The organism is Luteimonas arsenica (assembly GCF_004352825.1).
In the GTDB taxonomy this organism is placed as follows: domain Bacteria; phylum Pseudomonadota; class Gammaproteobacteria; order Xanthomonadales; family Xanthomonadaceae; genus Luteimonas; species Luteimonas arsenica.
Genome location: NZ_SJRW01000001.1, coordinates 417,319 through 440,203 on the forward strand (window position 1 = coordinate 417,319; position 22,885 = coordinate 440,203).

A 22,885-nucleotide genomic window follows, 5' to 3' on the forward strand; every position below is an offset into this window, starting at 1 on the left:
CGGGACGACCCGCGCGCGGGCGCGGCCCGCGGACGAAGACCGACGGCGGTCCGGAGCGAAGGCTCCGGGCCGCTTTTCTTTCATGGGCGCCGCGGAAAGGGCGGGGCTCTCGCGAAGGCGCGAAGGAGGCAGAAGGTGGCGTGGATCTATCTGGTGGTGGCGGGGCTGTTCGAGGTGGTGTGGGCGCTGGGCCTGAAGTACACCGAGGGCTGGACCCGGCTATGGCCGAGCCTGGGCACGCTGGCGGCGATGGCGGTGAGCTTCTGGTGCCTGTCGCAGGCCCTGAAGGCGATCCCGATCGGCACCGGCTACGCGATCTGGACTGGCATCGGCGCGGTTGGCGTTGCGGCCTTCGGCATCCTGGTTTTTGGCGAAAGCGCTTCGCCGGCAAGGCTGGCCTGTATCGGCATGATCGTCTGCGGGATCGTCGGGCTGAAGCTGGTATCGGGCTAGAGGCGGTAGGCGACGGTCTTCATCACCTTCGAAGCCGCAGCCATCAGCGACGGGATCGGTTGCGGCAGCACCCTGGCGCCGGCGGCCTCGGCGTTGTCGGCGTGGCGGGCCTCGTCGGCTTTCATGGTCTCGAGGATGGCGCGGCTGCGCAGGTCGGCTTGCGGCAAGGTCTGCAGGTGCTCTTCCAGGTGGGCCTCGACCTGGCGCTCGGTCTCGACCACGAAGCCCAGGTTCCAGCCGTCGCCGCGCAGCCCGGCCAGCAGGCCGATGGCGTAGGCGCCGCCGTACCACAGCGGGTTGAAGAGGCTGGGGCGGCTGTCGAGCTCGCGCAGGCGGTCGTCGCACCAGGCCAGGTGGTCGGTCTCCTCCTGGGCGGCTTCGAGCAGGTGGGCCCGGGTGGCCGGGTCGCGGGCGACCGTGGCCTGGCCGACGTACAGTGCCTGGGCGCAGACCTCGCCGACGTGGTTGATGCGCATGAGCCCGGCGGCGTGGCGGCGCTCGGCGTCGTCCAGTTCGACCTCCGGTTCGACGGCCCCGGGATTGGGACGCTCCGCCCGCGGCCGGCCGGCCACGGTCTCCAGCGCGTTCTGGGCATCCGCCAGCAGGCGGTCGAGGGGAGAGAGGGTGCGGGTGGCCATGGCCCTATTGTGCCTGTGGGCAGGGCGGCCGGGGCCGAACTTGCGGGGGAGCCTGGCGCCCGCTACAATTCCGCCTCTTGCGTTCCCCGAACGTGAAAACGCGAGGCGAAGTTCCGCCGGCGATGGCCCGCGCAACCAGCCCGACCAGTCACCCCTGAGAGCTACGATGAAGACCTTTTCCGCCAAGAACGAGACTGTCCAGCGCGACTGGTACGTGGTCGATGCCACCGGCAAGACCCTCGGCCGCCTGAGCAGCGAGCTGGCCCGCCGCCTCCGCGGCAAGCACAAGCCCGTCTACACCCCGCACGTCGACACCGGCGACTACATCATCGTGGTCAACGCCGAGAAGATCCACGTGACCGGCAACAAGCTCGCCGACAAGATGTACCACCGCTTCACCGGGTACATCGGCAACCTCAAGACCGAGTCCCTGGCGCAGGCGCTGGAGCGCCACCCGGAGCGCGTCATCGAGATCGCCGTCAAGGGCATGCTCCCGAAGAATCCCCTGGGCCGCGCGATGTACCGCAAGCTCAAGGTCTACAAGGGTTCCGAGCACCCGCACGCCGCCCAGCAGCCGCAAGTCCTGGATATCTAAGTCATGGCAATCACCCAGAATTACGGCACCGGCCGTCGCAAGTCCTCCACCGCCCGCGTGTTCCTGCGCCGCGGTTCCGGCAACATCACCGTCAACGAGCGTCCGCTGGACGAGTTCTTCGGCCGTGAGACCGCGCGCATGATCGTGCGCCAGCCGCTGGAGCTGACCAACAACACCGAAAGCTTCGACATCACCGTGACCACCACCGGCGGCGGCACCACCGGCCAGGCCGGCGCCATCCGCCTGGGCATCGCCCGCGCGCTGGTGGAGTACGACGAGAGCCTGAAGTCCGAGCTGCGCAAGGCGGGCTTCATGACCCGCGACGCCCGCGAGGTCGAGCGCAAGAAGGTCGGCCTCCACAAGGCCCGCCGCGCGACCCAGTTCTCGAAGCGCTGATCGCGGTATTCAGGATCGCTTCCGGCGATCCTGGGTTACAATTGCTGCATAGCCCCGTCGCCAAGCGGTAAGGCACCTGACTCTGACTCAGGCATTCGGTGGTTCGAATCCATCCGGGGCTGCCACATCGAAACAAGGTTCGAAGCCCGCCTCGCGCGGGCTTCGCCCTTTCCGGGCCCGGCGCCCTGGCGGCGGATGTCGGCCCGCGACCCGTGACCGCCGAGGTGTCCTGCCATGGCCGTCACTTTCCCGCCTCCCTACACGCCCGAAGGCGCCGAACAGGCGGCCCTGCGCGACGAAGGCTACGCCGTCCTCTCCCCGGCCTCGGTGGTCTCGGCCATGGGCCTGGAGCCCGCCGACATCGCTGGCCTGCGCATCGGCTGGGACGACCTGCCACCCGACGAATACCTTCGCGACGGTGGCCGCTACCGCAGTCGCCGGCACTCCTGCTTCGTGGTCGACGGTGACGACGTGCGGATGACCCCGCACCGCGCGCACTGGCAGTCGCTGGACTACAACGCCCTGCACGGCGGCATGGAGCGCATGTACCAGCCGCTGTCCGCCGAGCTGGTGTCGCGGCCGGCCTGGTCGCGGCTGCTGGCCGTTATCGGCACCCTGTGCAGCGGCGTGCGCGACGCCGGCCCCTGGCATGTCGAAGCCCACCAGTTCCGCATCGACACCAGCGACGGCATCGGCCGGCCCACGCCCGAGGGCGCGCACCGCGACGGCGTCGACTTCGTCGCCGTGTTCGTGGTCGGCCGCGAAGGCATCAAGGGCGGCGAAACCCGCGTCTTCGACGCCGCCGGCCCCGACGGCCACCGCTTCACCCTGGAAGAGCCCTGGTCGCTCCTGCTGATGGACGACACCCGCGTCATCCACGAATCAACCCCGATCCAGCCCCTCGCCCCCGACGGCCACGGCCACCGCGACACCCTCGTCCTGACCTACCGTTCGGGCGGGTTCCAGGGGGACGGTTGAAAAGCCTTGCCACGGATGACGCGGATCACGCGGATTTACGCGGATAGAGCAGTTGCCGGGTGGAGTGCGGTCATGCACCACACTGGGCGCTGCCCATTGTTGAACTGCTTTTACTTGATCCGCGTAAATCCGCGTGATCCGCGTCATCCGTGGCAAAAGCTCTTCCTGTCCCGCCGCCCCCGCCGCCCCGTTACAATCCCGGGATTGCAACGTTTCGCGGAGTGGCGATGAAGCTGGGTTCCCTGAAGGAAGGTGGGCGCGATGGCACGCTGGTGGTGGTGTCGCGGGATCTTGCGCGCGCGGTGCGCGCCACTGGAGTCGCGGCCACGATGCAGCAGGCGCTGGAGGACTGGTCGAACATCGCGCCGCGGCTGGTCGCGCTGTCCGATGCGCTCAATGCCGGCGATGCCGACGGTGCCTTCGACCTCGAGCCGGCGCAGCTGGCCGCGCCGCTGCCGCGCGCCTACGAGTTCGTAGACGGCTCGGCCTACCTGCCGCACGTCGAGCGCGTGCGCCGCGCCCGCGGCGCGGAGGTGCCGGAAAGCTTCTACACCGATCCGCTGATGTACCAGGCCACCAGCGCCGGCTTCCTCGGCCCGCGCGACCCGGTGCGCGTGGTCAGCGAGGACTACGGCATCGACCTGGAAGCCGAGATCGTGGTGATCACCGACGACGTGCCGATGGCGTCCACGCCGGAGCAGGCCGCCGGCCACATCCAGCTCATCGGCCTGGTCAACGACGTCTCGTTGCGCAACCTGATCCCGGGCGAGCTCGCCAAGGGCTTCGGCTTCCTGCAGTCCAAGCCGCGCTCGGCGCTGTCGCCGGTGTTCGTGACCCCGGACGAGCTGGGGGATGCCTGGCGCGGCAGCAAGCTGCACCTGCCCCTGGTCACCCACATCAACGGCGAGTGGTTTGGCGCGCCCGAGGCCGGCGTCGACATGCAGTTCGATTTCGCCCAACTGGTGGCCCACGCGGCCAAGACGCGGCCGCTGTCGGCCGGGACCATCGTTGGCTCGGGTACGATCGCCAACGAGGACACCTCGCTGGGCGCGTCGTGCTTCGCCGAACGACGGACCGTCGAGGCCCTGGAGCACGGCCAGCCGAAGACGCCCTTCATGTCCTTCGGCGACCGCGTGCGCATCGAGATGCTGGACGCCGACGGGACCTCGATCTTCGGCGCCATCGAGCAAGTGATCGAGCACCAGGCCGCGCCCTGAGCGCGGCTCCGGCGGAAGCCGGGCGACTACGACAGCAGGAGGGGTGCGGTGGCCGGACATGACGCGGGCGGCGGCGAAGGCGAGGGCAGCGGAAGCGGGGCCCTGTGCCTGCATTCCTACTGGCGCTCGAGCGCGGCCTACCGCGTGCGCATCGGCCTCAACCTCAAGGGCCTGAAGTACGACATCGCGCCGGTGCACCTGGTCCGCGGCGGCGGCGAGCAGCACGGCCCGGACTTCGCGGCGCTCAATCCGCAGGAGCTGGTGCCGGTGCTGCAGCATGGCCACCGCAACCTGCGCCAGTCGCTGGCCATCCTCGAGTACCTGGACGAGATGTGGCCGGCGCCGCCGCTGCTGCCGGCCACCGCCCGCGAACGCGCGCGCGCGCGCGCGTTGGCGCAGATCGTGGCCTGCGACATCCACCCGCTGAACAACCTGCGCGTGCTGCAGTACCTCGAGCACGACTGGGGCGTGCCGCAGCCCGAGCGCGAGGTGTGGGTGAAGCACTGGATCGAGGCCGGCTTCCGCGCCTTCGAGGCGCTGCTGGTCGACAACCCGTCCACCGGCGAGTTCTGCGACGGCAACCAGCCGACCATCGCGGACTGCTGCCTGGTGCCGCAGGTCTACAACGCGCGTCGCTTCGGCGTGGACATGTCCGCCTATCCGGTGATCGCGCGCATCGAGGCGCACTGCCTGGCGCTGCCCGCCTTCGACGCGGCGCGTCCCGAGCGGCAGCCGGACGCGCCCCCGGCCTGAGGCACGGGTACCGCCGGGCGCCTATGCGGCGCCGTGGGTGTCGAAGACGTCCGCGTAGGGGTCGTGCTCGCCATCGCCGCCCTCGGACAGGCGGAACTTGAGGTCCAGGCCCTCGCGCGAGTCGGCCGCGCGCAGCGCGGTCTCGCGCTCGATCCGGCCTTCCTTGTACAGGCGGAACAGGCACTGGTCGAAGGACTCGATGCCTTCCTCCAGCGATTCCTCCATCGCCTGCTTGATCTCGTGCACCTGGCCGCGGCGCAGCAGGTCGCGGATCATCGGCGTGTTGATCAGCACCTCGGTGGCCGGCATGCGGCGGCCGTCGGTGCCCACCACCAGGCGCTGGCTGACTACCGAGCGCAGGTTCAGCGCCAGGTTCATCAGCACGTTCTTGTGCGCCGCCTCGGGGAAGAAGTTGAGGATGCGCTCGATGGTCTGGTCGGCGTTGTTGGAGTGCAGCGTGGCCAGGCACAGGTGGCCGGTCTCGGCGAAGGCGATCGCCGCCTCCATCGTGGTCGCGTCCAGGATCTCGCCGATCAGGATGACGTCCGGCGCCTCGCGCATCGCGTTCTTCAGCGCGTTGTGGAAGGCGTGCGTGTCCAGGCCGACCTCGCGCTGGTTGACGATCGACTTCTTGTGCCGGTGCAGGTATTCGATGGGATCCTCGATGGTGAGGATGTGGCCCGAGGTGCTGGTGTTGCGGTAGTCGATCATCGACGCCAGCGTGGTCGACTTGCCCGAGCCGGTGGAGCCGACGATCAGCACCAGGCCGCGCGGGGCCATGATGATCTCCTTCAGCACCTGCGGCAGCTGCAGCTCCTCGATCGAGGGGATGGTGCTGCGGATGGCGCGGATCACCATGCCGACCTCGCCGCGCTGCTTGAACACGTTCACGCGGAAGCGGCCCGAGTCGGCCAGCGACAGCGCCATGTTCAGCTCCAGGTCGCGCTCGAACTGCGGCACCTGGCCCTCGTCCATGAGTGAATACGCGATCTTCTTGACCATGCCCGAAGGCAGGCCGGTGTTGCCCAGCGGATAAAGCTTGCCTTCGACCTTGATGTACACCGGCGCGCCGGTGGTCAGGAACATGTCGGAGGCGTTCTTCTCCGTCATCAGCTTCAGGAAGTAGCCGATGTCCATTCGCGGAATTCCCCTGTCGCGCCGCCCCGGCGATTGCGGTCCGGGCGGATGCTGTTGACAATGGCCGTGCGTTCCCCAATCCGCGGCGGCCCCCTATGCGCACAAGCTTCGCACAAATTCCAAAGCGCCTGCATGGCGCGTGTCTCGTTCTCGCGCTCGCGCTGGCGGGCTGCGCAAGCCTGCCGCCGCCGACCGCCGAGCTTTCGGCCGCCCAGCAGGCGGTGGCGCGCGCCGACGCGGCCGATGCCCAGCAGTACGCCGCCGAGGACCTGGACCGGGCGCGGACCGCGCTCAGCCGGGCCCAGGCCGCGATGGCCGGTGGCAAGGAGCGCGATGCCCGCGCCCTGGCCAGCCTGTCGGAGGCTTCGGCCGACCTCGCCACCGCCCGCAGCGCGCAGGCCCAGGCCGAGTCCACCCTGGCCCAGCGCCGGGCCGAGGTGGCGTCGCTGCGCCAGCGCCTGGGCATGGAGGACGGCCGATGATCCGCCTGGCTGCCGCCGCGATCGCGGCCCTCCTTCTGCTTCCCGCCACCTCGCTGGCCCAGAGCCGCGCCGTTCCCGACGACGGCAGTGCCCCCTTGCAGGCCCGCCTGCGCGCGCTCGATGCCGACCCCGAGCGGGCGGGCCTGGCCGCCTACGAGCGCCTGCGTGCACGCCAGGCGCTGGACGCCCTGGCCGCCGCCAGGGGTGCGCAGCCGAAGGCCGATGCCCGCCAGGTGGCTGAATGGCGGGTCGAGACCGCCGAGGTCACCGCCTCCACCGAGCTCGCCCGTCGCGAAGTCGATCGCCTGGACCGCGAGCGCAGCGAGCTGCTGGTCGAGGCCAGCCGACAGGACGCCGCCCGCGCCCGCGCCGAGGCCGAACGCCTGCGCATCCAGGCCCGGATCCAGGCCGAGGAGGCCGAGCGCCTGCGCCTGGAGGCCGAGGCGGAGTCCGGGGCCCGCCAGCGCGCCGAGGGCGTGCTCGATGATGTCGCCAGTGCCCAGGCCGCGCGCCTGCGCGCCGCGCGCGAGCGCGAGGCCGAGCTCAAGCGCCAGGAGGCCGAGCTGCTGAAGTCCCTGGAAGACCCCCGCTGAGCCCCGCCGCGGCCGCTTACGGCGGCCGCCGGCACGTGGTTCAGGTCCCCTTTGGCGGGACCCTTGCCGCCCCCGGCGGGGAGGAGTAGGGTCGACCCCAGAGGCAGGTTCCACCCCCGGGTGGGCCGCCTTGCAGAAGGGACGACACAGTGACGGATACCAGCGACTCCAAGGGGAACGTCGCCGCGGGCAAGGCCCCGCGGACGATCCCGAGGGAGGGTGTCTGGAGCCAGTCGCAGCCGTTCCCCACGACACGCCCCGTGCCGCAAGGCCCGGGGCGTTTTTGCATGCCCGCGCGGCACGCATGCGCGGGCCCAGGTTGAAGGAGGTCTCCATGTTCGAAGGGCAACCCCAGGCGGAACTCGACGCGCTGTTCAAGGCCAACCCGGAGTTCCGGCAGCTCTACCACCACCACAAGGAGCTCGACAAGAAGGTGCTGGACGCCGAGCTCGGCGTGCTGCCGATCGACGACACCACGCTGGCGCGGATGAAGCGCGAGAAGCTCGCCGCCAAGGACCGCCTGTCGGTGATGTACCAGGCGCTCGCCCACTGACCGCCGTTTTCCCTCCCCCCACGTGACAGCCAAGGCTGTGGCGGGCGGCGGCACCATCCTCGTCGGTCGCCGCCGCCCGCGCCACGGCCGCCTCCCGCCGGCCCCGTCCGGGGCCCGGCGGGCGATGCGATAATCGGCGCCCCGTCGCCCGACAGGCCGCCATCGCATGCCCATCCACGACTCCGTCCTCGGACTCATCGCCGACACGCCCATCGTCAAGGCCCAGCGCCTGGACGCCGGCAAATGCGAGCTCTACTTCAAGCTCGAGAGCCAGAACCCGGGCGGGTCGATCAAGGACCGCATCGGCATGAGCATGATCGAGGCCGCCGAAAAGCGCGGCGACATCGCGCCGGGCGCTACCCTGGTCGAGGGCACCGCCGGCAACACCGGCATCGGCCTGGCCCTGGTCGCCCAGCAGAAGGGCTACCGGCTGATCCTGGTGGTTCCGGACAAGATGAGCCGGGAGAAGATCTTCAACCTCAAGGCGATGGGCGCCGAAGTGGTGCTGACGCGCTCGGACGTGGCCAAGGGCCACCCCGACTACTACCAGGACCTCGCCGAGCGCATCGCCCGCGAAACCCCCGGTGCGTATTTCATCAACCAGTTCGGCAACCCCGACAACCCGGCCGCGCACGAGTTCGGCACCGGGCCGGAGATCCTGCGGCAGATGGCGGAAGTCGGCGGCGTGGATGCGGTGGTGTTCGGCTGTGGCAGCTCCGGCACCATGAGCGGGCTGTCACGCTGTTTCGCCGAGCACGCGCCCGGCGTGGAGATGGTGCTGGCCGACCCGGTGGGCTCGATCCTGGCCGAGTACATCAACGAGGGCACGCTGTCCGAGAAGTCCGGCAGCTGGATGGTGGAGGGCATCGGCGAGGACTTCCTGCCGACCATCTCCGACTTCAGCCGGGTGAAGAAGGCCTATGCCATCAGCGACCGGGAAAGCTTCCTGGCCGGGCGCGAACTGCTGGCGAAGGAGGGCATCCTCGGCGGCTCTTCGACGGGCACCCTGCTGTCCGCGGCGCTGAAATACTGCCGTGAACAGGCCGAGCCGAAGAAGGTGCTGGTGTTCGTCTGCGACACCGGCAACAAGTACCTGTCGAAGATGTACAACGACTACTGGATGCTCGACAACGGTTTCATCGAGCGCGAGCAGCACGGCGACCTGCGCGACCTGATCCTGCGCCCGTATTCGCAGAAGGACACCGTGGTGGTGGGCCCGGACGACCTGCTGGTCACCGCCTACCAGCGCATGAAGCTGTACGAGATCTCGCAGCTTCCGGTGATGGACGGCGAGCGCCTGGCCGGTATCCTCGACGAGTCCGACGTGCTGCTGCACGTGTACGGCGACGAGGCCCGGTTCCGCGACCCGGTGTCGACCGCCATGGTCAGCAAGCTCGAAGTGCTGGACGTGAAGTCGCCGGTCGAGGCCCTGCTGCCGGTGTTCGACGCCGGCAAGGTGGCGATCGTGATGGACGGCGACCGTTTCCTGGGCCTGATCACCCGGATCGACCTCCTGAACTGGCTGCGGCGACGGGTCAGCTGAGGCTCAGTTTCGGCGCGCCCCGGAGGGCGGTCGCAGGCCGCCCCAGTGCTACAATTCGCGGTCTTTTCCAGCGGAAACACGGGCATGCAGGACGATCACGGCCGGGGCGGCGCAGATCCTTCCCGGTGGGGTCACGGCACCAGGGCGATCCACGCCGGGCAGTCGCCGGATCCCTCCACGGGCGCGGTGATGACGCCGATCTACGCGACCTCGACCTATGCGCAGTCCAGCCCAGGCGTCCACCAGGGCTTCGAGTACTCCCGCACCCACAACCCGACCCGCTTCGCCTACGAGCGCTGCGTGGCCGGGCTCGAAGGCGGCAGCCGCGGTTTCGCCTTCGCCTCGGGCCTGGCGGCCTCGGCCACGGTGCTCGAACTGCTCGACAGCGGTGACCACGTCGTCGCCATGGACGACCTGTACGGCGGCAGCTACCGCCTGTTCGAGCGCGTGCGCCGGCGCAGCGCGGCGCTGGATTTCAGCTTCGTCGACCTGTCCGACGCCGCCGCCTTCGAGGCCGCGATCACGCCGAAGACGCGCATGGTCTGGGTGGAGACCCCGACCAACCCGATGCTCAAGATCGTCGACCTGCAGGCGGTCTCCGCGATCGCGCGCCGGCACGGTTTGCTGATGGTGGTCGACAACACCTTCGCCTCGCCGATCCTGCAGCGCCCGCTCGAGCACGGCGCCGACCTGGTGGTGCATTCCGCCACCAAGTACCTCAACGGCCACTCCGACATGGTCGGCGGCATGGTCGTGGCCGGCGACAACGACGAACTGGGGGAGCAGCTCGCCTTCCTCCAGAACTCGGTCGGGGCGGTGCAGGGTCCCTTCGACAGCTTCCTCGCTCTGCGCGGCCTGAAGACGCTTCACCTGCGCATGCGCGCGCACTGCGACAACGCGCTCGCCCTGGCGGGACGCCTGCAGGAGCACGAGGGCGTGCTCGACGTGATCTACCCCGGCCTGGCCTCGCACCCGCAGCATGCGCTCGCGATGCGCCAGATGGACGGCGGTGGCGGCATCGTCTCGGTGCGCCTGAAGGGCGGCTACGAGGGCGCACAGCGCTTCTGCGAGCGGTTGGAGCTGTTCACCCTGGCGGAGTCGCTGGGTGGCGTGGAAAGCCTGGTCAACCACCCGGCGGTGATGACCCATGCCTCGGTGCCTGCCGAACGCCGTGCCGCCTTGGGCATGGGCGACGACCTGGTCCGCCTGAGCGTGGGCGTGGAAAGCATCGACGACCTCGTCGCGGACGTCCTGCAGGCGTTGGCCTGAGCCCGGCGTGGCGATCGGCAACCGGACAGCGGGCAACAGGTAGCACGGGCAGGGAAGCAGGAATGTCGATTTCATCGTGGTGGCGCTGGTTTCGGGGCGTGGCACTTGAGCTGGAAGCCTCCGGACACCTTGAGCGGGTGGACGATGGCGACGCCGGCGAACGCTGGGCAGCGGTCGGGGTCGACCCCCGTTTCATCGCCAGCCACGACCAGGGCCGCCGGTTCCCGGCGGGCTGGTACCGCTTGCGCATGGACCTGCGCCGGTTCGAGGGCTTCATCGACAACCCCTGCTTCTACCCGGACTACGGGCAGGGCATGGGCGACGCGCACCGGGTCCGCATCCCGTATTCCTCGAAGGCGTCCACGTCGCAGGTCGATGCCGTCGTGCGCTTCACGCACGAGGTCCATTGCCTGCGCATGGACCCGTCCACGGCGCCCTGCGAGTTCGAACTGACCAACGCCACCCTGGTGCGCATGGGCACCGTGCGTGCCACCCTGGTCATGCTGCGCCGCCTGGTGCAGCGCTTCGCCGGCGACCGCGACATGCTGGGCATTGCCGCCGGCGAAGCCTGGAAGGCCTGGCGCGAGGGCGGCCTGCCCGGTTTCGGCGAATGGCTGTATGCCTTCCACGACGAGATGTCCGAGGGCGTCTCGCTGGATTACCAGGCCTGGCTGCGGCGCTTCGATACGCCCGTCGCCTACGACCTGCGGCAGATGGAGGCGCGGATCGCGCGTTTTGCGCGGCGGCCTCTGGTGTCGATCGTGATGCCGGTCTACAACACGCCCGAACAGTGGCTGCGCCTGTGCCTGGACAGCGTGCTGGCGCAGACCTACCCGCACTGGGAGCTGTGCATCGCCGACGACGCCTCGCCCGACCCTCGGGTGGGCGAGGTGCTGGCCGAGTATGCCGCCCGCGACGCGCGCATCAAGGTGGTGCGGCGTGAGGCGAACGGCCACATTTCGGCCGCTTCGAACTCCGCGCTGGAGATCGCCACCGGCGACTATGTCGCCCTGCTCGACCACGACGACGAGCTGGCCCCGCATGCGCTGTACATGGTCGCCAAGGCGCTCGACGAGCAGCCCGGCCTGCGCCTGGTGTATTCGGACGAGGACAAGGTCGATGAGCAGGGCAACCGCTTCGCGCCCTACTTCAAGCCCGACTGGAACCCCGAGCTGCTGCTCAGCCAGAACTACGTCTGTCACCTGAGCGTGTACGAAGCGGCGCTGCTGCGCGGGATCGGCGGCTTCCGCATCGGCTTCGAAGGCAGCCAGGACCATGACCTGGCGTTGCGCGCGACCGCGCGACTGTCCAGCGACGAGATCGGGCACATCCCGCACATCCTCTACCACTGGCGCGCGATCGCCAGTTCGACCGCGCTGTCGGGCACCGCCAAGTCCTACACCGACGCCGCCGGCGTGCGCGCGATCACCGAGTACCTGCACGCGCGTGGGGACATCGAGGCCACGGTGGAGCCGGTCACCGGCGGCTACCGGGTGCGCCGCCCGGTGGGCGACGACGGCCCGCTGGTGAGCCTGGTGATCCCGACCCGCGACCGGGTGGAACTGCTGCGCATGAGCGTGGGCACGATCCTCGAGCGCACGCACTACCGGAACTTCGAGATCGTCATCGTCGACAACCAGTCGACTGATGCGGACGCGCTGGCGTATATGGACGAGGTGCAGCGCGACCCGCGCGTGCGCGTGATACGCCACGATGCGCCGTTCAACTACTCGCGGATCAACAACGTCGCCGTGCGGGCATGCCGTGGCACGGTCATTGGCCTGGTCAACAACGACATCGAAGTCATCGACGGTGGCTGGCTGGAGGAGATGCTGGGCCTGGCCCTGGTCCCTCAGTACGGCGCGGTCGGCGCGATGCTGTACTACCCCGACGACCGGATCCAGCACGCCGGCGTGATCGTCGGCATCGGCGGCGTGGCGGGGCATGCGCACGTGGGCCAGCCGCGGGGAACGCCCGGGCAGCACAACCGCGCCATGCTGGCGCAGAACCTGAGCGCGGTCACCGCAGCCTGCCTGCTGGTCCGGCGGGAGGTTTTCGAGGAGGTCGGCGGCCTGGACGAGGACTTCGAGGTGGCGTTCAACGACGTCGACTTCTGCCTGCGCGTGGCCGCCCGCGGCTACCTCAATGTCTGGACGCCGTGGGCCGAGCTCTACCACCACGAATCCGCCAGCCGGGGCTACGAGGACAATCCGGTAAAGATGGCCCGGTTCATGGGCGAAGTCGGCCGGATACAGGCCCGCTGGGGTTCATCCCTGGCCTGGGATCCGGCATATAATCCGAACCTGTCATTGCTGGACGGCAATTTCGATCTCGCGATTCCGCCCCGCCTTTATCTGAAAGACTCGATGCGCGACGGTCGCGCCGTCCTGTCAATCTGCCCCTTTGCGGAGCACGCGAAGGCAACTCCGTAGTCCTCCGAAACGATTTCTCAGCGAGAATTCTATGAACGCCATTACCCGGAACCTCTCCGCCACCGTTTTTTCCGCAGCGGTTGTCGTCGCCCTCGCGGCATGCGGCGAGCGGCCTTCCGATGACACCGGCGCCAGCACGACCCCGGCCCAGGAGCAGAAAGCTCCCGCCCCGGTGTCGAAGCGCACCTACCCGTCGGGGATGTTCGAACATGCGGCGGCGGGCAAGCTGAAGGCGGGAGGCGTCTGCGCGCTTGACCGCATCAACAGGGAATCCGTCGGTGCGGTGCCCTACGCGATGGGCGACGAATTGCTGTTCGGTGGCTGGTTCCTGCCGCCGAAGGGCATTGCCACGTCCCAGCCCCTGATTGTCCTGGACAGCGGCACCAGCCAGTTCGCGCACGAGTTCAAGACCGGAGGCAAGCGCGAGGACGTGGCCCGCCGCCATAACCGTCCCGAAGCCCGGGATTCCGGCTACAACGTGAAGGTGGTCCTCGCCGGCCTGCCCGCGGGCGAATACGCGGTGTGGCTGGCCCAGGAAGGTCCCGGTGGCTTCCGCTGCGATACCAGGAAGTCGATCACGGTCAGCCCCTGAACCGTGGTACGCCGCAACACAGCAGGCCTGACGGGCCAGCGGTCGTGAACCGGCCGCAGGCAGGGCGGCTCGGCCACTTTCTGGCCGGGCCGTTTCGCGCTTTCGGACGGGATCGCAGCCTCACCGCGCAGCTGGCCTGGCGCGATATCCTCGGCCGCTACCGCGGGGCCAACTTCGGGTTGTTCTGGTCGCTGATCGGCCCGCTGATGATGCTCGCGATCTACGCGCTGGCCTTCGGCCACATCCTGGGCAGCCGCTGGGTGCGCCCGGAGGGCGAGGCGGCGAACTTCGCCATCGTGCTGTTCATCGGCATCATCGTCCACGGCTTCTTCGCCGAGTGCGTGTCCCGCGCGCCGTCGCTGATGCAGGGCAACGCGAACTACGTCAAGAAGGTGATCTTCCCGTTGCCGGTGCTGCCCTGGGCGGTGGTGTGGTCGGCGCTGTTCCACATGGCCATGAACCTGCTGGTGTTCGTGCTTCTGGCGGGCCTGGTCTACGGCGTCTTCTCCTGGTACATCGTCCTGCTCCCGGTGGTGCTCGCGCCGCTGGTGATGCTGACCATCGCGGCGACGTGGGTGATCTCGGCGCTGGGCGTCTACCTGCGCGACATCGGCCAGGCGGTGCCGGTGGTGGTCACGGGCATGTTCTTCCTCTCTTCCGCGATCATCCCGGTCGAATCCGTCCCTGAGCAGTATCGCCTCGTGTTCCATCTCAATCCGCTGACCTTCTTCATCGACCAGGCGCGCAATGTCGCGCTGTGGCAGGTGCTGCCGGACTGGCAGGGATTGGCGGCGTACGCCGTGGGTGGGCTCGTGGCGATGTATCTCGCCTACGGCTGGTTCAAGCTGACCAGCCGGGGGTTCGCCGATGTCCTCTGACCTGGCGATCCGCGTCCGTGGGGTCGGCAAGGCCTTCCCCTCGTTCGAGCATCCCTACCAGCAGATGCTGCACATGGTCTGGCCGAAGTCGCGGCCGGCCGGCGAGTTCCAGGCGCTTTCGGGCGTGAGCCTCGACATCCGCCGCGGCGAAGCGGTCGGCATCATCGGCCGCAACGGCTCGGGCAAGTCGACCCTGCTGCAGCTGATCTCTGGGATCCTGACGCCGACCGCGGGCACGGTGGAGGTGCAGGGCCGGATCGCCGCGCTGCTGGAGCTGGGCGCGGGCTTCAACCCCGAGTTCACCGGGCGCGAGAACATCCTGCTCAACGGCAGCCTGCTCGGCCTCAGCCAGGGCGAGATCCAGGCACGCATGGGCGACATCCTCGCCTTCGCCGAGATCGGCGACTATGTCGACCAGCAGGTCAAGACCTATTCCAGCGGCATGTTCGTGAGACTGGCCTTCGCGGTCGCGGTGCATACCGACCCGGACATCCTGATCGTCGACGAGTCGCTCGCGGTCGGCGACATCTATTTCCAGCGCAAGTGCCACAAGCGCATCGAGGAACTCCGCCAGAACGGCTGCACGCTGCTGTTCGTGACCCACGCCGCCGACCTGCTGCTGCAGCTCTGCGATCGTGGCGTGGTGCTCGACCACGGGCGCCTGGTGTACGACGGCGAGGCCCGGAACGCGGTGGGCGAGTATCTGCGCCGCGTTTTCGGCGACAACAGCGCGCCGGCGGAGTCCGCACCGGGGCCGGCAGCCGCGCCGTCCGGCGCCGCTGCCGCCGAGGTCGTGGACGCGGGCGAGACGGCCCTGGCCGAATTCGTCGCTCGTGGGGCGGTGGATTGCTTCCACCAGCGCGCGGGCTACAACCGCGACGAGACCCGCATCGGCGTCGGCGGCGCGGCGACCTGCGACTTCCTGATCCTTGGTCCGCAAGGCCAGGGTCCGGTGCTGTCGGGGCGCGAGCGTTTCAGCATCCATGCCCGCTACGAGATCCGGGAGCCCAACGACCGGCTGGTGTTCGGCATGCGGGTGGCGACCGTCGACGGCACGGTGGTGTACGCCGCCAACACCTTTTCCACCACCGGCACGCTGATGGTCCGCAGGGAGCCCGGCGTGGTGGTGGCGAACTTCGACCTGCGCTGCGGGCTGACCCCGGGCCAGTACTTCGTGACCCTGGGCGTGTCGAAGTTCGACGATCAGGGCCACGAGATTTTCGCGCTTGACCGGCGCGTGGACGCGGTCATCATCACGGTGATCGGCGACAAGAGCGCTTGCCAGGGCGTGGCCGACCTCGAAGCGGTGATCGGAGTGGCCGACGCGGCCAGCGGCGAACCGCTGGAGGTGCGCTGAGCATGACCACGTCCCGGGTGCCACTGCTGGTGTCCAGCCCCAACCGGGGCGGACTGTTCCTGGTGGTCGACGGGCGCGTCGAGCGCCTCGGCCACGTCGACAGCACCGGGCTGGCGCGTGCCGACGACGCGATCCTCGTCGGGCGGCAGACGGGCAAGGGCGGCATGGTGCGCCGCTTCGGTGCCGACGGTTCACTGCAGAGCTTCGCGCCGGGCGACACCGCGTTCGATGTCCACGATGTGGCCTGGAGTGGGGACGGTGCGCTGGTCGTGGCCACGGGCGAGAACGCCGTGATCCGCTACGGCGCGGACTGGCGCGAGGCCGGACGCTGGACGCCGGTCCCCGGTGAGTCCGATGCCTGCCATCTCAATTCGACCGCCTTCCACGGAGGCCGCTGGCTGGCGTCGATGTTCGGGCGTTTCAGCAGTCATCGGGAGTACAAGGGCCGCACCGCAGGCGCCGGCGAAGTCGTGGACCTCGCCAGCGGCAGCACGGTGGTGCGCGGCCTGTCCCAGCCGCATTCGCTGGTGAGCGCGGCAGGACGGCTGTGGCTGTGCGATTCCGAGGCCGGCGTGGTCCGCTGCTACGACGAAGGCTTCGCCGAGGTCGCCGCGATCCGGCTCGACTCCTACGTGCGTGGCCTGCTGGTGTTCGACGACCTTCTGGTGGTCGGCAGCAGCCGCTCCCGCAACGCCGAGGTCGGAACGACGGCCGGCGGCGCGCGCCTGCTGTTCCTGGACCATGAAGGCCGCGAGGTCGCCGCGCCGGTGTCGCTGCCGGCCAACGAGGTCTACGACATCCTCGCATTGGAGCCCGGCGACCTGCCGGCGCTGCGTGCTGCCGCGCTGGTCGAGGCCAACCGCGAGTTCGAGGCGCAGTCGTCCGAACTGGCGTCGCTGGTCGAAGTGCATGAGGTGCTGCAGTCGGAATACGACGAGCGCACGGCGTGGGCGGAATCTCTGGACGCGAAGCTGGCGGAAGCGGCGGAACGCCATGCGAAGCTGCAGTCGGAGTACGACGAGCGCACGGCGTGGGCGAAATCTCTGGACGCGAAGCTGGCGGAAGCGGCGGAACGCCATGCGAAGCTGCAGTCGGAGTACGACGAGCGCACGGCGTGGGCGAAATCTCTGGACGCGAAGCTGGCGGAAGCGGCGGAACGCCATGCGAAGCTGCAATCGGAGTACGACGAGCGCACGGCGTGGGCGCAGTCGCTCGAGGGCGGGCTGGAGAAGGCGAGGCAGGCACTGGCCGAGGAGTCGCGGCGGGCCGCATCGCTCGAGAGCGACCACAACCAGCAGCGATTGCTTCTCGAGTCGACCAATGTCCATGTCCGCAACCTCACGGCCGAGCTGGCCAATGCGCGGGCGTTGGAGGGCACGCTCCGGGAGGACATCGCAGCCCGGGAGACCGGGCACGCCATGGCCCGCCGGGAACTCGAGATCCGGCTGCAGGAATCCTCCGACTGGAGCTCGCTGCTGGAAGCGGAGATGCAGCGTGCATGGTCGCTGGCCGACGCCCTGCGCGAGGTTTCGGAGCGACTGGCCGGTGCCAACCAGGCCCAAAGCGAAGCCTATGACCGGCTGCAGCAGACCCTGCAGGCGGTCCTGACGTCGAGCAGCTGGAAGATGACGCGGCCCCTGCGGCGCACCGTCGGCCTGCTGGCACGCCGCGGTACGGAGCCCGAAGTGCCCGTTCGCGGGATTGTCGAAGTGCCGCCGCCCGATCCTTCCCTGCCGGTGACCCTGGTGGAAGGTGTCGAAGCACCGCGCCTGAGCCGCGCCGCCCTGCCGGTCCCGGAGCTCCGCTTCCCCGAGGTCGACAACCCCTGCGTGACCATCGTGGTGCCCTGTTACGGACAGTTCCGCCATACGCTGGACTGCCTGCGCTCGATCATGCACCTCGCCGGCCGCGAGTCCTTCGAGGTGCTGCTGCTCGAGGACGCGTCAGGTGACATCGAGATGGACCGCTTCGCCCATACCCCGGGCCTGCGCTACCACCGCAACCCGGAGAACGTGGGCTTCCTGCGCTCCTGCAACCAGGCGTTGCACATGGCGCGGGGGCGGTACATCTGCTTCCTCAACAACGACACCACGGTGACCCCGGGCTGGCTGGATGCGCTGGTGGACACCTTCAGGCTGTTCCCGCAGGCCGGCATCGTCGGCTCGAAGCTGGTCTATCCCGACGGCCGCCTGCAGGAAGCCGGTGGCATCGTCTGGAGCGACGCCAGCGCCTGGAACTTCGGCCGCTACGACGACCCCTCGCGGCCGTTGTACAACTACGTGCACGAGGCCGACTACATTTCCGGCGCGGCGATCCTGGTCGACACGGAGGTGTTCCGCACCCTCGGTGGTTTCGACGAGCACTACCTGCCGGCCTACTGCGAAGACACCGACCTCGCGTTCCGCGCACGCGCGATCGGGCGCCCGGTCTACCTGCAGCCCGAATCGGTGGTCGTGCACCACGAAGGCGTCAGCCACGGCACCGACACCGGCAGCGGCATCAAGGCGCACCAGCTCACCAACCTGCGGAAGCTGGCCGAACGCTGGAAGGACACGCTGGCCCGCGGGCACTTCGCCAACGGCGAGCACGTGTTCCTGGCCCGCGAGCGCTCGCAGTTGCGCAAGACCGTGCTGGTGGTCGACCACTACGCCCCGCAGCCTGATCGCGACGCCGGTTCGCGCGCGATGTGGCAGCTGATGAGCGTGCTCCAGCGCCAGGGCATGCAGGTGAAGTTCTGGCCCGAGAACCTGGCCTGGGACCCGGTCTACGCGCGCGCGCTGGAACGCCATGGCATCGAGTTCTTCCATGGTCCGGAGTACGCCGGCATGGGCTTCGAGGCCTGGTTCGCGGAAAACGGCCGCTACTTCGACTATGTCGTGCTGAGCCGCCCGCACATCGGCATCCAGGCGCTAGACGCCGTGCGCCGGCATTCCAACGCAGGCATCGTCTATTACGGACACGACATCCACCACCTGCGCCTGCAGGAGCAGATGAAAGTGCTGCCCACCCGGCACCTGGCCGACGACATCGAAACCCAGCGCGGCTGGGAGCAGACGATGTGGCGCGGCGCGGACCTGGTCCTGTACCCGGCCGACGGCGAGACGGCGCACGTGCGCGCATGGCTGGCGGACAACGACGTGGACGCGGAAGCACGGACCGTGCCCCTGTACGCCTACGAGGCCGAGCGCGACGATCCCGCCGACAACCTGGCCGAACGCGAGGGCCTGCTGTTCGTGGCCGGCTTCGCGCACCCGCCGAACGTGGATGCCTCGCAATGGTTCGTTCGCGAAGTGTTGCCCCTGCTGCACCGGGAACACCCCGGTCTGCGCCTGTCGCTGGTCGGCTCCAACCCCACCGAGGCGGTGCAGGCCCTGGCCGGTGAGCACGTCGAGGTCACCGGCTACGTGACCGAGGAAGCGCTGGCCGGCTACTACGCGCGCGCCCGTCTGGTCGTGGCGCCGCTGCGCTTTGGCGGTGGCATGAAGGGCAAGGTGCTCGAAGCCATGCACCACGGCATCCCCTGCGTCACCACGTCCTACGGCGTGCAGGGCATGGAGGAGGAGACCGCCGGCTTCCTCGCAGCCTGCGACGACGCTGAAGCCATGGCCGCCCGCATCCTCGAACTGCTGGCCGACGACGACGAATGGCGACGGGTGTCGCGCGAATCGCGCGACTTCATCGCCCGGCGCTTCTCGCCGCAGGCGGTGTGGGGCGCGCTGTCGGGTTTCATGGATCCCACGCCCTATGCGGACGTGGACGAGCGGCGCGAGATACTCGCCAGACCGCCGCGGCACGCCGCAGGCTAGGTGCCGCGCGACGACGGCCGCACCCATGGCCACGCCCGCCCATGTCCGGTGGCCGGTCGCGTGGTCGTCAGGGAGGTGACGGACCCGGAGCCGCGGACAGCAGCATGATGCTGTACAGGTACTGGCCGTCGCGCTGCTGGAACCGCGTTTCGGAATCCGGCTGGAACCCGGCGAGGAAGGCGTCGCGATCCCGTCGGTCGACGAAGACGGCAAGCTTCCCATGCTTGCCCAGGAGCTTCCTGATCCGGTCGGGATTGGGCCTGGCCATGAAGGCATACGGGCGTTCGCCGCGGGTCTGGAACAGATACTGCAGGTGGAAGCCCCACGCCGCGAATACCGGGTAATGGTCCCGATACGCCTCTTCTGTCATCAGCGAGGCTGGCAGTGAATAGGTTTCGTTGTGGTAGGCGCGGCCGCCGGTTCGCTGGAGACTGGTATGCGCGTCGGACATTGCGATCGAATTCGTAGCCAGCAGGATCGCGACGACGCATGCCGCCACCACGCGAGGGATCCCCGGGATAGCGGCCAGGCAGCAAACGGCCATCGTGAGCAGGACCGAAAACGGAATCAGGTGGTGCAGGTTCAGCGAAGTCAGCTTCAGCAGGGCCAAGACATGGATCGTCGCGACGAAAGCGATGACGACAAGGAACAGGCCCCGGGGTTTTCCCCCGATTCGCCCCCGGGCCGCCACCACCAGCCAGGTTGCGATCGCCGCCACCAGCGCCGTGATGCGCAGCAGCGAGAAGTCGCGGGGCAGGCCCCCGACGATGGATCCGGCGAAACGGTGGCTCCCAAGGGCACCCTGGAGTTTGTCCAGCGCCTTCTTCAGGCCTTCCGCGAACGGCATCGCGGGACGCGACGGATCCAGCGACGCATGGCCGAAGTTGGCGAAGTGCTGTGGCGTGTGCATGTGGATCGACCACAGCGCGTACAGCACCGGCGAATAGGCGATGATCCCGGCGGCGAGGAAGGCCGCCAGGCGCAACGGGTGGCGCCAGTAGATGGCGATGCCGCAGGCCACCAACGGAACTGCCACGAACACGCCGACGAAGTAGCTGGCGACGGCCAGTGCGATCGAGGCTCCGGCGACGATGGCAGTCCACCATGGCGGGAGTTCGCGGCGCTGCCAGGCGACGAGCAGCGCGTGGGCGGCCAGGGTGGCGAACAGGATGAGCATCCAGAACAGGCCGCCTTGCGCACGCAGGGAGAACACGTTCGTGGGATCGGTGATGACCACCAGCCCGAACAGGAGTGCCGGCAACCATCCGAACAGCCGGCCGACCAGCGACGCCGAAGACAGGATCGCGGCCAGGCCCAAGAGGGCCGAGAAGATGCGGATGCTCTCGAGCGAGAAGCCGGCGGCAAGGAAGAATGGCAGGCCGATGTAGGTCCGCAGCAGCGAGTTGTAGATCGTGCCGCCAAGGATCGGGTACTGCCTCACGCCGTCCTTGAGGTCGAGCCAGTTGTCCGCAAGCCTGTAGTGCGGCAGGCGCGCCGCCTCCTCGGACAGCAGGCCCGGGATGAAGGCGTAGTGGTTGACCTCGTCGAAGTAAAGTCCCGGAAGGCCGAAATCCCACAGGGTCATCAGCGTCCACGCCAGCGACAGCACCGCCATTACGGCGACGCTGGCCAGGCGGGGCGACCTCCCGTGCTGGCCGCGGAGGATGCTGTCAGCGAAGGCCATGGCGTATATCCAGGGTGGTGGTTGACTCAGGGGCAGTCCGCAGCGGTGACCGTGGCGGAGTTGATCACTCGCTTGCTCTTGGCGTCCAGCGCGATGAACCTCATGCCTTCGGTCGCCCAAGGCCCCGTGCGCTTCGAGTCGGTCAGGGCCTTCGTGGCCGTCCACAGCTTGCGGCGGCCGGGGGCTCCTTCGACCCAGAGCTGCAGATGGACCGGCTCGGCGGCCGCGACATCCCACTCGACTTCCACCACCTGCCGCGAGCCCTCGCAGAACGGGGTCGGGTCCGGGTTGATTTCGACGCGCGTTCCGGCCACCGGAGCGGCGGAGTCGTCCCAGACCACCTCGGCCATCGGGTCGGCCACTTCCGCGGCTTCAGCGGCAGTGGCGCCGGTGTCCGCGGGCGCCGTGGCCGCCGACGGCCCGTCCTTCTGGCAGGCGGTGACGGTGGCGGCGAGGACCAGGACAAGCGACAGGGGCGTCAGCTTCATGGCGGGTGTTCCAGGCAGGCGAAGGGGTGTTGGCGGGCTCGCGGGGGAGGGTTCAGCGATGGGTTCCCGGCGCCTGGGTCGAGCCCAGCCGCGCCTTCAGCACGTCCACCCGGATCCGCTCCTGCAGCTTGCGGTTGGTCGCGATCAGGTCGGCCAGCAGGCCGCACATGCCTGCCAGCGCGGCCAGGGTGAGCAGCAGCGAAGCAAGGATCAGCGACTGGATGTAGCCACCGCCCTGTCCGCTCAGGTAGTGGTAGATGAAGCGCGCGCCGATCAGCACACCCGGCACCGCCAGCAGCGCCGCGACCCAGAAGAAGAACAGCGGCCGGTAGGTGACGAACACGCGGAAGATCGTCACCAGCGAACGCCGCACGTAGCTGGAGATGCTCTTCACCAGGCGCGATGGACGCAGGTCCTCGTTGGTGCGGACCGGCACCGAGGCCACGCGCAGGTTGCTCTGGCCGGCCTGGATGATGGTTTCCAGCGTGTAGGTATAGGGGTTGAACACGTTCAGCCGCATGGCGGTCTCGCGCGAGATCGCGCGGAAGCCGCTGGGGGCATCGGCGACGTCGGTCTTGCTGGCCACGCGCACCGCCCAGCTGCCCAGGTGCTGCAGCTGCTTCTTGATCCAGGAGAAGTGCTCGGTCTCGCTGATCGGGCGCGCGCCGATGACCATGTCGGCCTCGCCCGCCAGGATCGGCGCGGTCAGCTGCGGGATGTCGCGCGCTTCGTACTGGTTGTCGGCATCGGTGTTGACGATGACGTCGGCGCCCAGCGCGAGGCAGGCGTCCATGCCGGTCATGAAGGCCGCGGCCAGACCACGGTTCACGGGGTGGCGGACCACGTGGTGGACGCCGAGCTCGCGCGCCAGTCCAGCCGTGCCGTCGGTCGAGCCGTCGTCTATCACCAGCCATTCCACCGTGTCGAAGCCGGGGACCTCGCGCGGCAGCGCGTTGATGGCGATGGCCAGGGTGCCGGTTTCGTTCAGGCAGGGGATCTGGATGATGAGCTTCATGGGCAGGTTTCTGGCGTTAATCCCCT

General features: G+C 68.9%; 21 protein-coding genes and 1 tRNA gene. 17 read left to right on the forward strand and 5 right to left on the reverse strand.

The annotated features are described in order from the left end of the window. Positions 1-135: 135 nt before the first annotated feature. Complete coding sequence (gene sugE, locus E2170_RS01915; protein WP_132998957.1) at positions 136-453, forward strand: quaternary ammonium compound efflux SMR transporter SugE; 318 nt, start codon at positions 136-138, stop codon at positions 451-453. Here sugE and coq7 read toward each other — a convergent pair. Beyond that, entirely contained in the window at positions 450-1,091 is a 642-nt protein-coding gene (coq7, locus tag E2170_RS01920; RefSeq protein ID WP_132998958.1) for a 2-polyprenyl-3-methyl-6-methoxy-1,4-benzoquinone monooxygenase, read from the reverse strand. The genes sugE and coq7 overlap by 4 nt on opposite strands. A gap of 166 nt (positions 1,092-1,257) precedes the next feature. Here coq7 and rplM point away from each other — a divergent pair, with 166 nt between their 5' ends. The 6 genes from rplM (at position 1,258) to maiA (ending at position 5,030) form a co-directional block, all read left to right on the forward strand. Then, a complete protein-coding gene (gene rplM, locus E2170_RS01925; RefSeq protein WP_132998959.1) occupies positions 1,258-1,686 on the forward strand; it encodes a 50S ribosomal protein L13 in 429 nt (142 codons plus the stop codon). A 3-nt stretch (positions 1,687-1,689) separates the two neighbouring features. After that, positions 1,690-2,082 carry a 30S ribosomal protein S9 gene (rpsI, locus tag E2170_RS01930; protein WP_132998960.1) on the forward strand — a complete coding sequence of 131 codons (393 nt, stop codon included), beginning with the start codon at positions 1,690-1,692 and terminating at the stop codon, positions 2,080-2,082. A gap of 50 nt (positions 2,083-2,132) precedes the next feature. Then, positions 2,133-2,207: transfer RNA gene (locus E2170_RS01935), tRNA-Gln, on the forward strand. A gap of 109 nt (positions 2,208-2,316) precedes the next feature. After that, on the forward strand, positions 2,317-3,060 hold the full coding sequence (locus tag E2170_RS01940) for a 2OG-Fe dioxygenase family protein (protein ID WP_132998961.1): 744 nt from the start codon (positions 2,317-2,319) through the stop codon (positions 3,058-3,060). Positions 3,061-3,287: 227 nt separating this feature from the next. Beyond that, positions 3,288-4,277 carry a fumarylacetoacetate hydrolase family protein gene (locus E2170_RS01945; RefSeq protein WP_132998962.1) on the forward strand — a complete coding sequence of 330 codons (990 nt, stop codon included), beginning with the start codon at positions 3,288-3,290 and terminating at the stop codon, positions 4,275-4,277. Between the two features lie 48 nt (positions 4,278-4,325). Next, positions 4,326-5,030, forward strand: a complete 705-nt coding sequence (gene maiA / locus E2170_RS01950) for a maleylacetoacetate isomerase (protein WP_243708025.1) — start codon at positions 4,326-4,328, stop codon at positions 5,028-5,030. Positions 5,031-5,051: 21 nt separating this feature from the next. On the opposite strand, the gene E2170_RS01955 is transcribed toward maiA, so the two are convergent. Beyond that, positions 5,052-6,167 carry a PilT/PilU family type 4a pilus ATPase gene (locus E2170_RS01955; RefSeq protein ID WP_132998963.1) on the reverse strand — a complete coding sequence of 372 codons (1,116 nt, stop codon included), beginning with the start codon at positions 6,165-6,167 and terminating at the stop codon, positions 5,052-5,054. 95 nt (positions 6,168-6,262) lie between these two features. Here E2170_RS01955 and E2170_RS01960 point away from each other — a divergent pair, with 95 nt between their 5' ends. The 10 genes from E2170_RS01960 (at position 6,263) to E2170_RS02005 (ending at position 19,672) form a co-directional block, all read left to right on the forward strand. After that, positions 6,263-6,649, forward strand: a complete 387-nt coding sequence (locus tag E2170_RS01960; RefSeq protein ID WP_132998964.1) for a DUF4398 domain-containing protein — start codon at positions 6,263-6,265, stop codon at positions 6,647-6,649. After that, positions 6,646-7,242: a hypothetical protein gene (locus E2170_RS01965; RefSeq protein WP_132998965.1), complete on the forward strand. Its 597-nt coding sequence runs from the start codon at positions 6,646-6,648 to the stop codon at positions 7,240-7,242. The genes E2170_RS01960 and E2170_RS01965 overlap by 4 nt, the downstream gene beginning before the upstream one ends. Before the next feature lie 334 nt (positions 7,243-7,576). Next, the gene (locus E2170_RS01970; RefSeq protein ID WP_132998966.1) at positions 7,577-7,795 is read left to right on the forward strand and encodes an HP1242/YdcH family protein; all 219 of its coding nucleotides are present in this window, start codon (positions 7,577-7,579) and stop codon (positions 7,793-7,795) included. 166 nt (positions 7,796-7,961) lie between these two features. Next, positions 7,962-9,338 (forward strand): pyridoxal-phosphate dependent enzyme, encoded by a 1,377-nt coding sequence (locus E2170_RS01975; RefSeq protein ID WP_132998967.1) that lies wholly within the window; start codon positions 7,962-7,964, stop codon positions 9,336-9,338. Positions 9,339-9,422: 84 nt separating this feature from the next. Beyond that, positions 9,423-10,607: a cystathionine gamma-synthase gene (locus E2170_RS01980; RefSeq protein WP_132998968.1), complete on the forward strand. Its 1,185-nt coding sequence runs from the start codon at positions 9,423-9,425 to the stop codon at positions 10,605-10,607. A 62-nt stretch (positions 10,608-10,669) separates the two neighbouring features. Continuing rightward, complete coding sequence (locus E2170_RS01985) at positions 10,670-13,039, forward strand: glycosyltransferase family 2 protein (RefSeq protein ID WP_132998969.1); 2,370 nt, start codon at positions 10,670-10,672, stop codon at positions 13,037-13,039. A 31-nt stretch (positions 13,040-13,070) separates the two neighbouring features. Beyond that, the gene (locus E2170_RS01990) at positions 13,071-13,631 is read left to right on the forward strand and encodes a hypothetical protein (RefSeq protein ID WP_132998970.1); all 561 of its coding nucleotides are present in this window, start codon (positions 13,071-13,073) and stop codon (positions 13,629-13,631) included. 44 nt (positions 13,632-13,675) lie between these two features. Further along, entirely contained in the window at positions 13,676-14,509 is an 834-nt protein-coding gene (locus tag E2170_RS01995) for an ABC transporter permease (protein ID WP_132998971.1), read from the forward strand. After that, positions 14,499-15,866, forward strand: coding sequence for an ABC transporter ATP-binding protein (locus E2170_RS02000; RefSeq protein ID WP_132998972.1), 1,368 nt, complete (start codon positions 14,499-14,501; stop codon positions 15,864-15,866). The genes E2170_RS01995 and E2170_RS02000 overlap by 11 nt, the downstream gene beginning before the upstream one ends. Before the next feature lie 2 nt (positions 15,867-15,868). Further along, the gene (locus E2170_RS02005; RefSeq protein WP_132998973.1) at positions 15,869-19,672 is read left to right on the forward strand and encodes a glycosyltransferase; all 3,804 of its coding nucleotides are present in this window, start codon (positions 15,869-15,871) and stop codon (positions 19,670-19,672) included. Between the two features lie 67 nt (positions 19,673-19,739). On the opposite strand, the gene E2170_RS02010 is transcribed toward E2170_RS02005, so the two are convergent. From E2170_RS02010 to E2170_RS02020, 3 genes are all read right to left on the reverse strand, one after another. After that, a complete protein-coding gene (locus E2170_RS02010) occupies positions 19,740-21,287 on the reverse strand; it encodes a glycosyltransferase family protein (RefSeq protein ID WP_165942126.1) in 1,548 nt (515 codons plus the stop codon). A 95-nt stretch (positions 21,288-21,382) separates the two neighbouring features. Next, entirely contained in the window at positions 21,383-21,844 is a 462-nt protein-coding gene (locus tag E2170_RS02015; protein WP_132998975.1) for a hypothetical protein, read from the reverse strand. 52 nt (positions 21,845-21,896) lie between these two features. Continuing rightward, entirely contained in the window at positions 21,897-22,859 is a 963-nt protein-coding gene (locus E2170_RS02020; protein ID WP_132998976.1) for a glycosyltransferase family 2 protein, read from the reverse strand. Between the last annotated feature and the right edge of the window lie 26 nt (positions 22,860-22,885).

Bases quoted from the DNA above. Each gene is read 5' to 3' on its own strand.
- coq7 (WP_132998958.1), bottom strand. From the start codon at position 1,091: ATGGCCACCCGCACCCTCTCTCCCCTCGACCGCCTGCTGGCGGATGCC.
- rplM (WP_132998959.1), top strand. From the start codon at position 1,258: ATGAAGACCTTTTCCGCCAAGAACGAGACTGTCCAGCGCGACTGGTAC.
- rpsI (WP_132998960.1), top strand. From the start codon at position 1,690: ATGGCAATCACCCAGAATTACGGCACCGGCCGTCGCAAGTCCTCCACC.
- E2170_RS01940 (WP_132998961.1), top strand. From the start codon at position 2,317: ATGGCCGTCACTTTCCCGCCTCCCTACACGCCCGAAGGCGCCGAACAG.
- E2170_RS01945 (WP_132998962.1), top strand. From the start codon at position 3,288: ATGAAGCTGGGTTCCCTGAAGGAAGGTGGGCGCGATGGCACGCTGGTG.
- E2170_RS01955 (WP_132998963.1), bottom strand. From the start codon at position 6,167: ATGGACATCGGCTACTTCCTGAAGCTGATGACGGAGAAGAACGCCTCC.
- E2170_RS01960 (WP_132998964.1), top strand. From the start codon at position 6,263: ATGCGCACAAGCTTCGCACAAATTCCAAAGCGCCTGCATGGCGCGTGT.
- E2170_RS01965 (WP_132998965.1), top strand. From the start codon at position 6,646: ATGATCCGCCTGGCTGCCGCCGCGATCGCGGCCCTCCTTCTGCTTCCC.
- E2170_RS01970 (WP_132998966.1), top strand. From the start codon at position 7,577: ATGTTCGAAGGGCAACCCCAGGCGGAACTCGACGCGCTGTTCAAGGCC.
- E2170_RS01975 (WP_132998967.1), top strand. From the start codon at position 7,962: ATGCCCATCCACGACTCCGTCCTCGGACTCATCGCCGACACGCCCATC.
- E2170_RS01980 (WP_132998968.1), top strand. From the start codon at position 9,423: ATGCAGGACGATCACGGCCGGGGCGGCGCAGATCCTTCCCGGTGGGGT.
- E2170_RS01985 (WP_132998969.1), top strand. From the start codon at position 10,670: ATGTCGATTTCATCGTGGTGGCGCTGGTTTCGGGGCGTGGCACTTGAG.
- E2170_RS01990 (WP_132998970.1), top strand. From the start codon at position 13,071: ATGAACGCCATTACCCGGAACCTCTCCGCCACCGTTTTTTCCGCAGCG.
- E2170_RS02000 (WP_132998972.1), top strand. From the start codon at position 14,499: ATGTCCTCTGACCTGGCGATCCGCGTCCGTGGGGTCGGCAAGGCCTTC.
- E2170_RS02005 (WP_132998973.1), top strand. From the start codon at position 15,869: ATGACCACGTCCCGGGTGCCACTGCTGGTGTCCAGCCCCAACCGGGGC.
- E2170_RS02010 (WP_165942126.1), bottom strand. From the start codon at position 21,287: ATGGCGGTGCTGTCGCTGGCGTGGACGCTGATGACCCTGTGGGATTTC.
- E2170_RS02015 (WP_132998975.1), bottom strand. From the start codon at position 21,844: ATGAAGCTGACGCCCCTGTCGCTTGTCCTGGTCCTCGCCGCCACCGTC.
- E2170_RS02020 (WP_132998976.1), bottom strand. From the start codon at position 22,859: ATGAAGCTCATCATCCAGATCCCCTGCCTGAACGAAACCGGCACCCTG.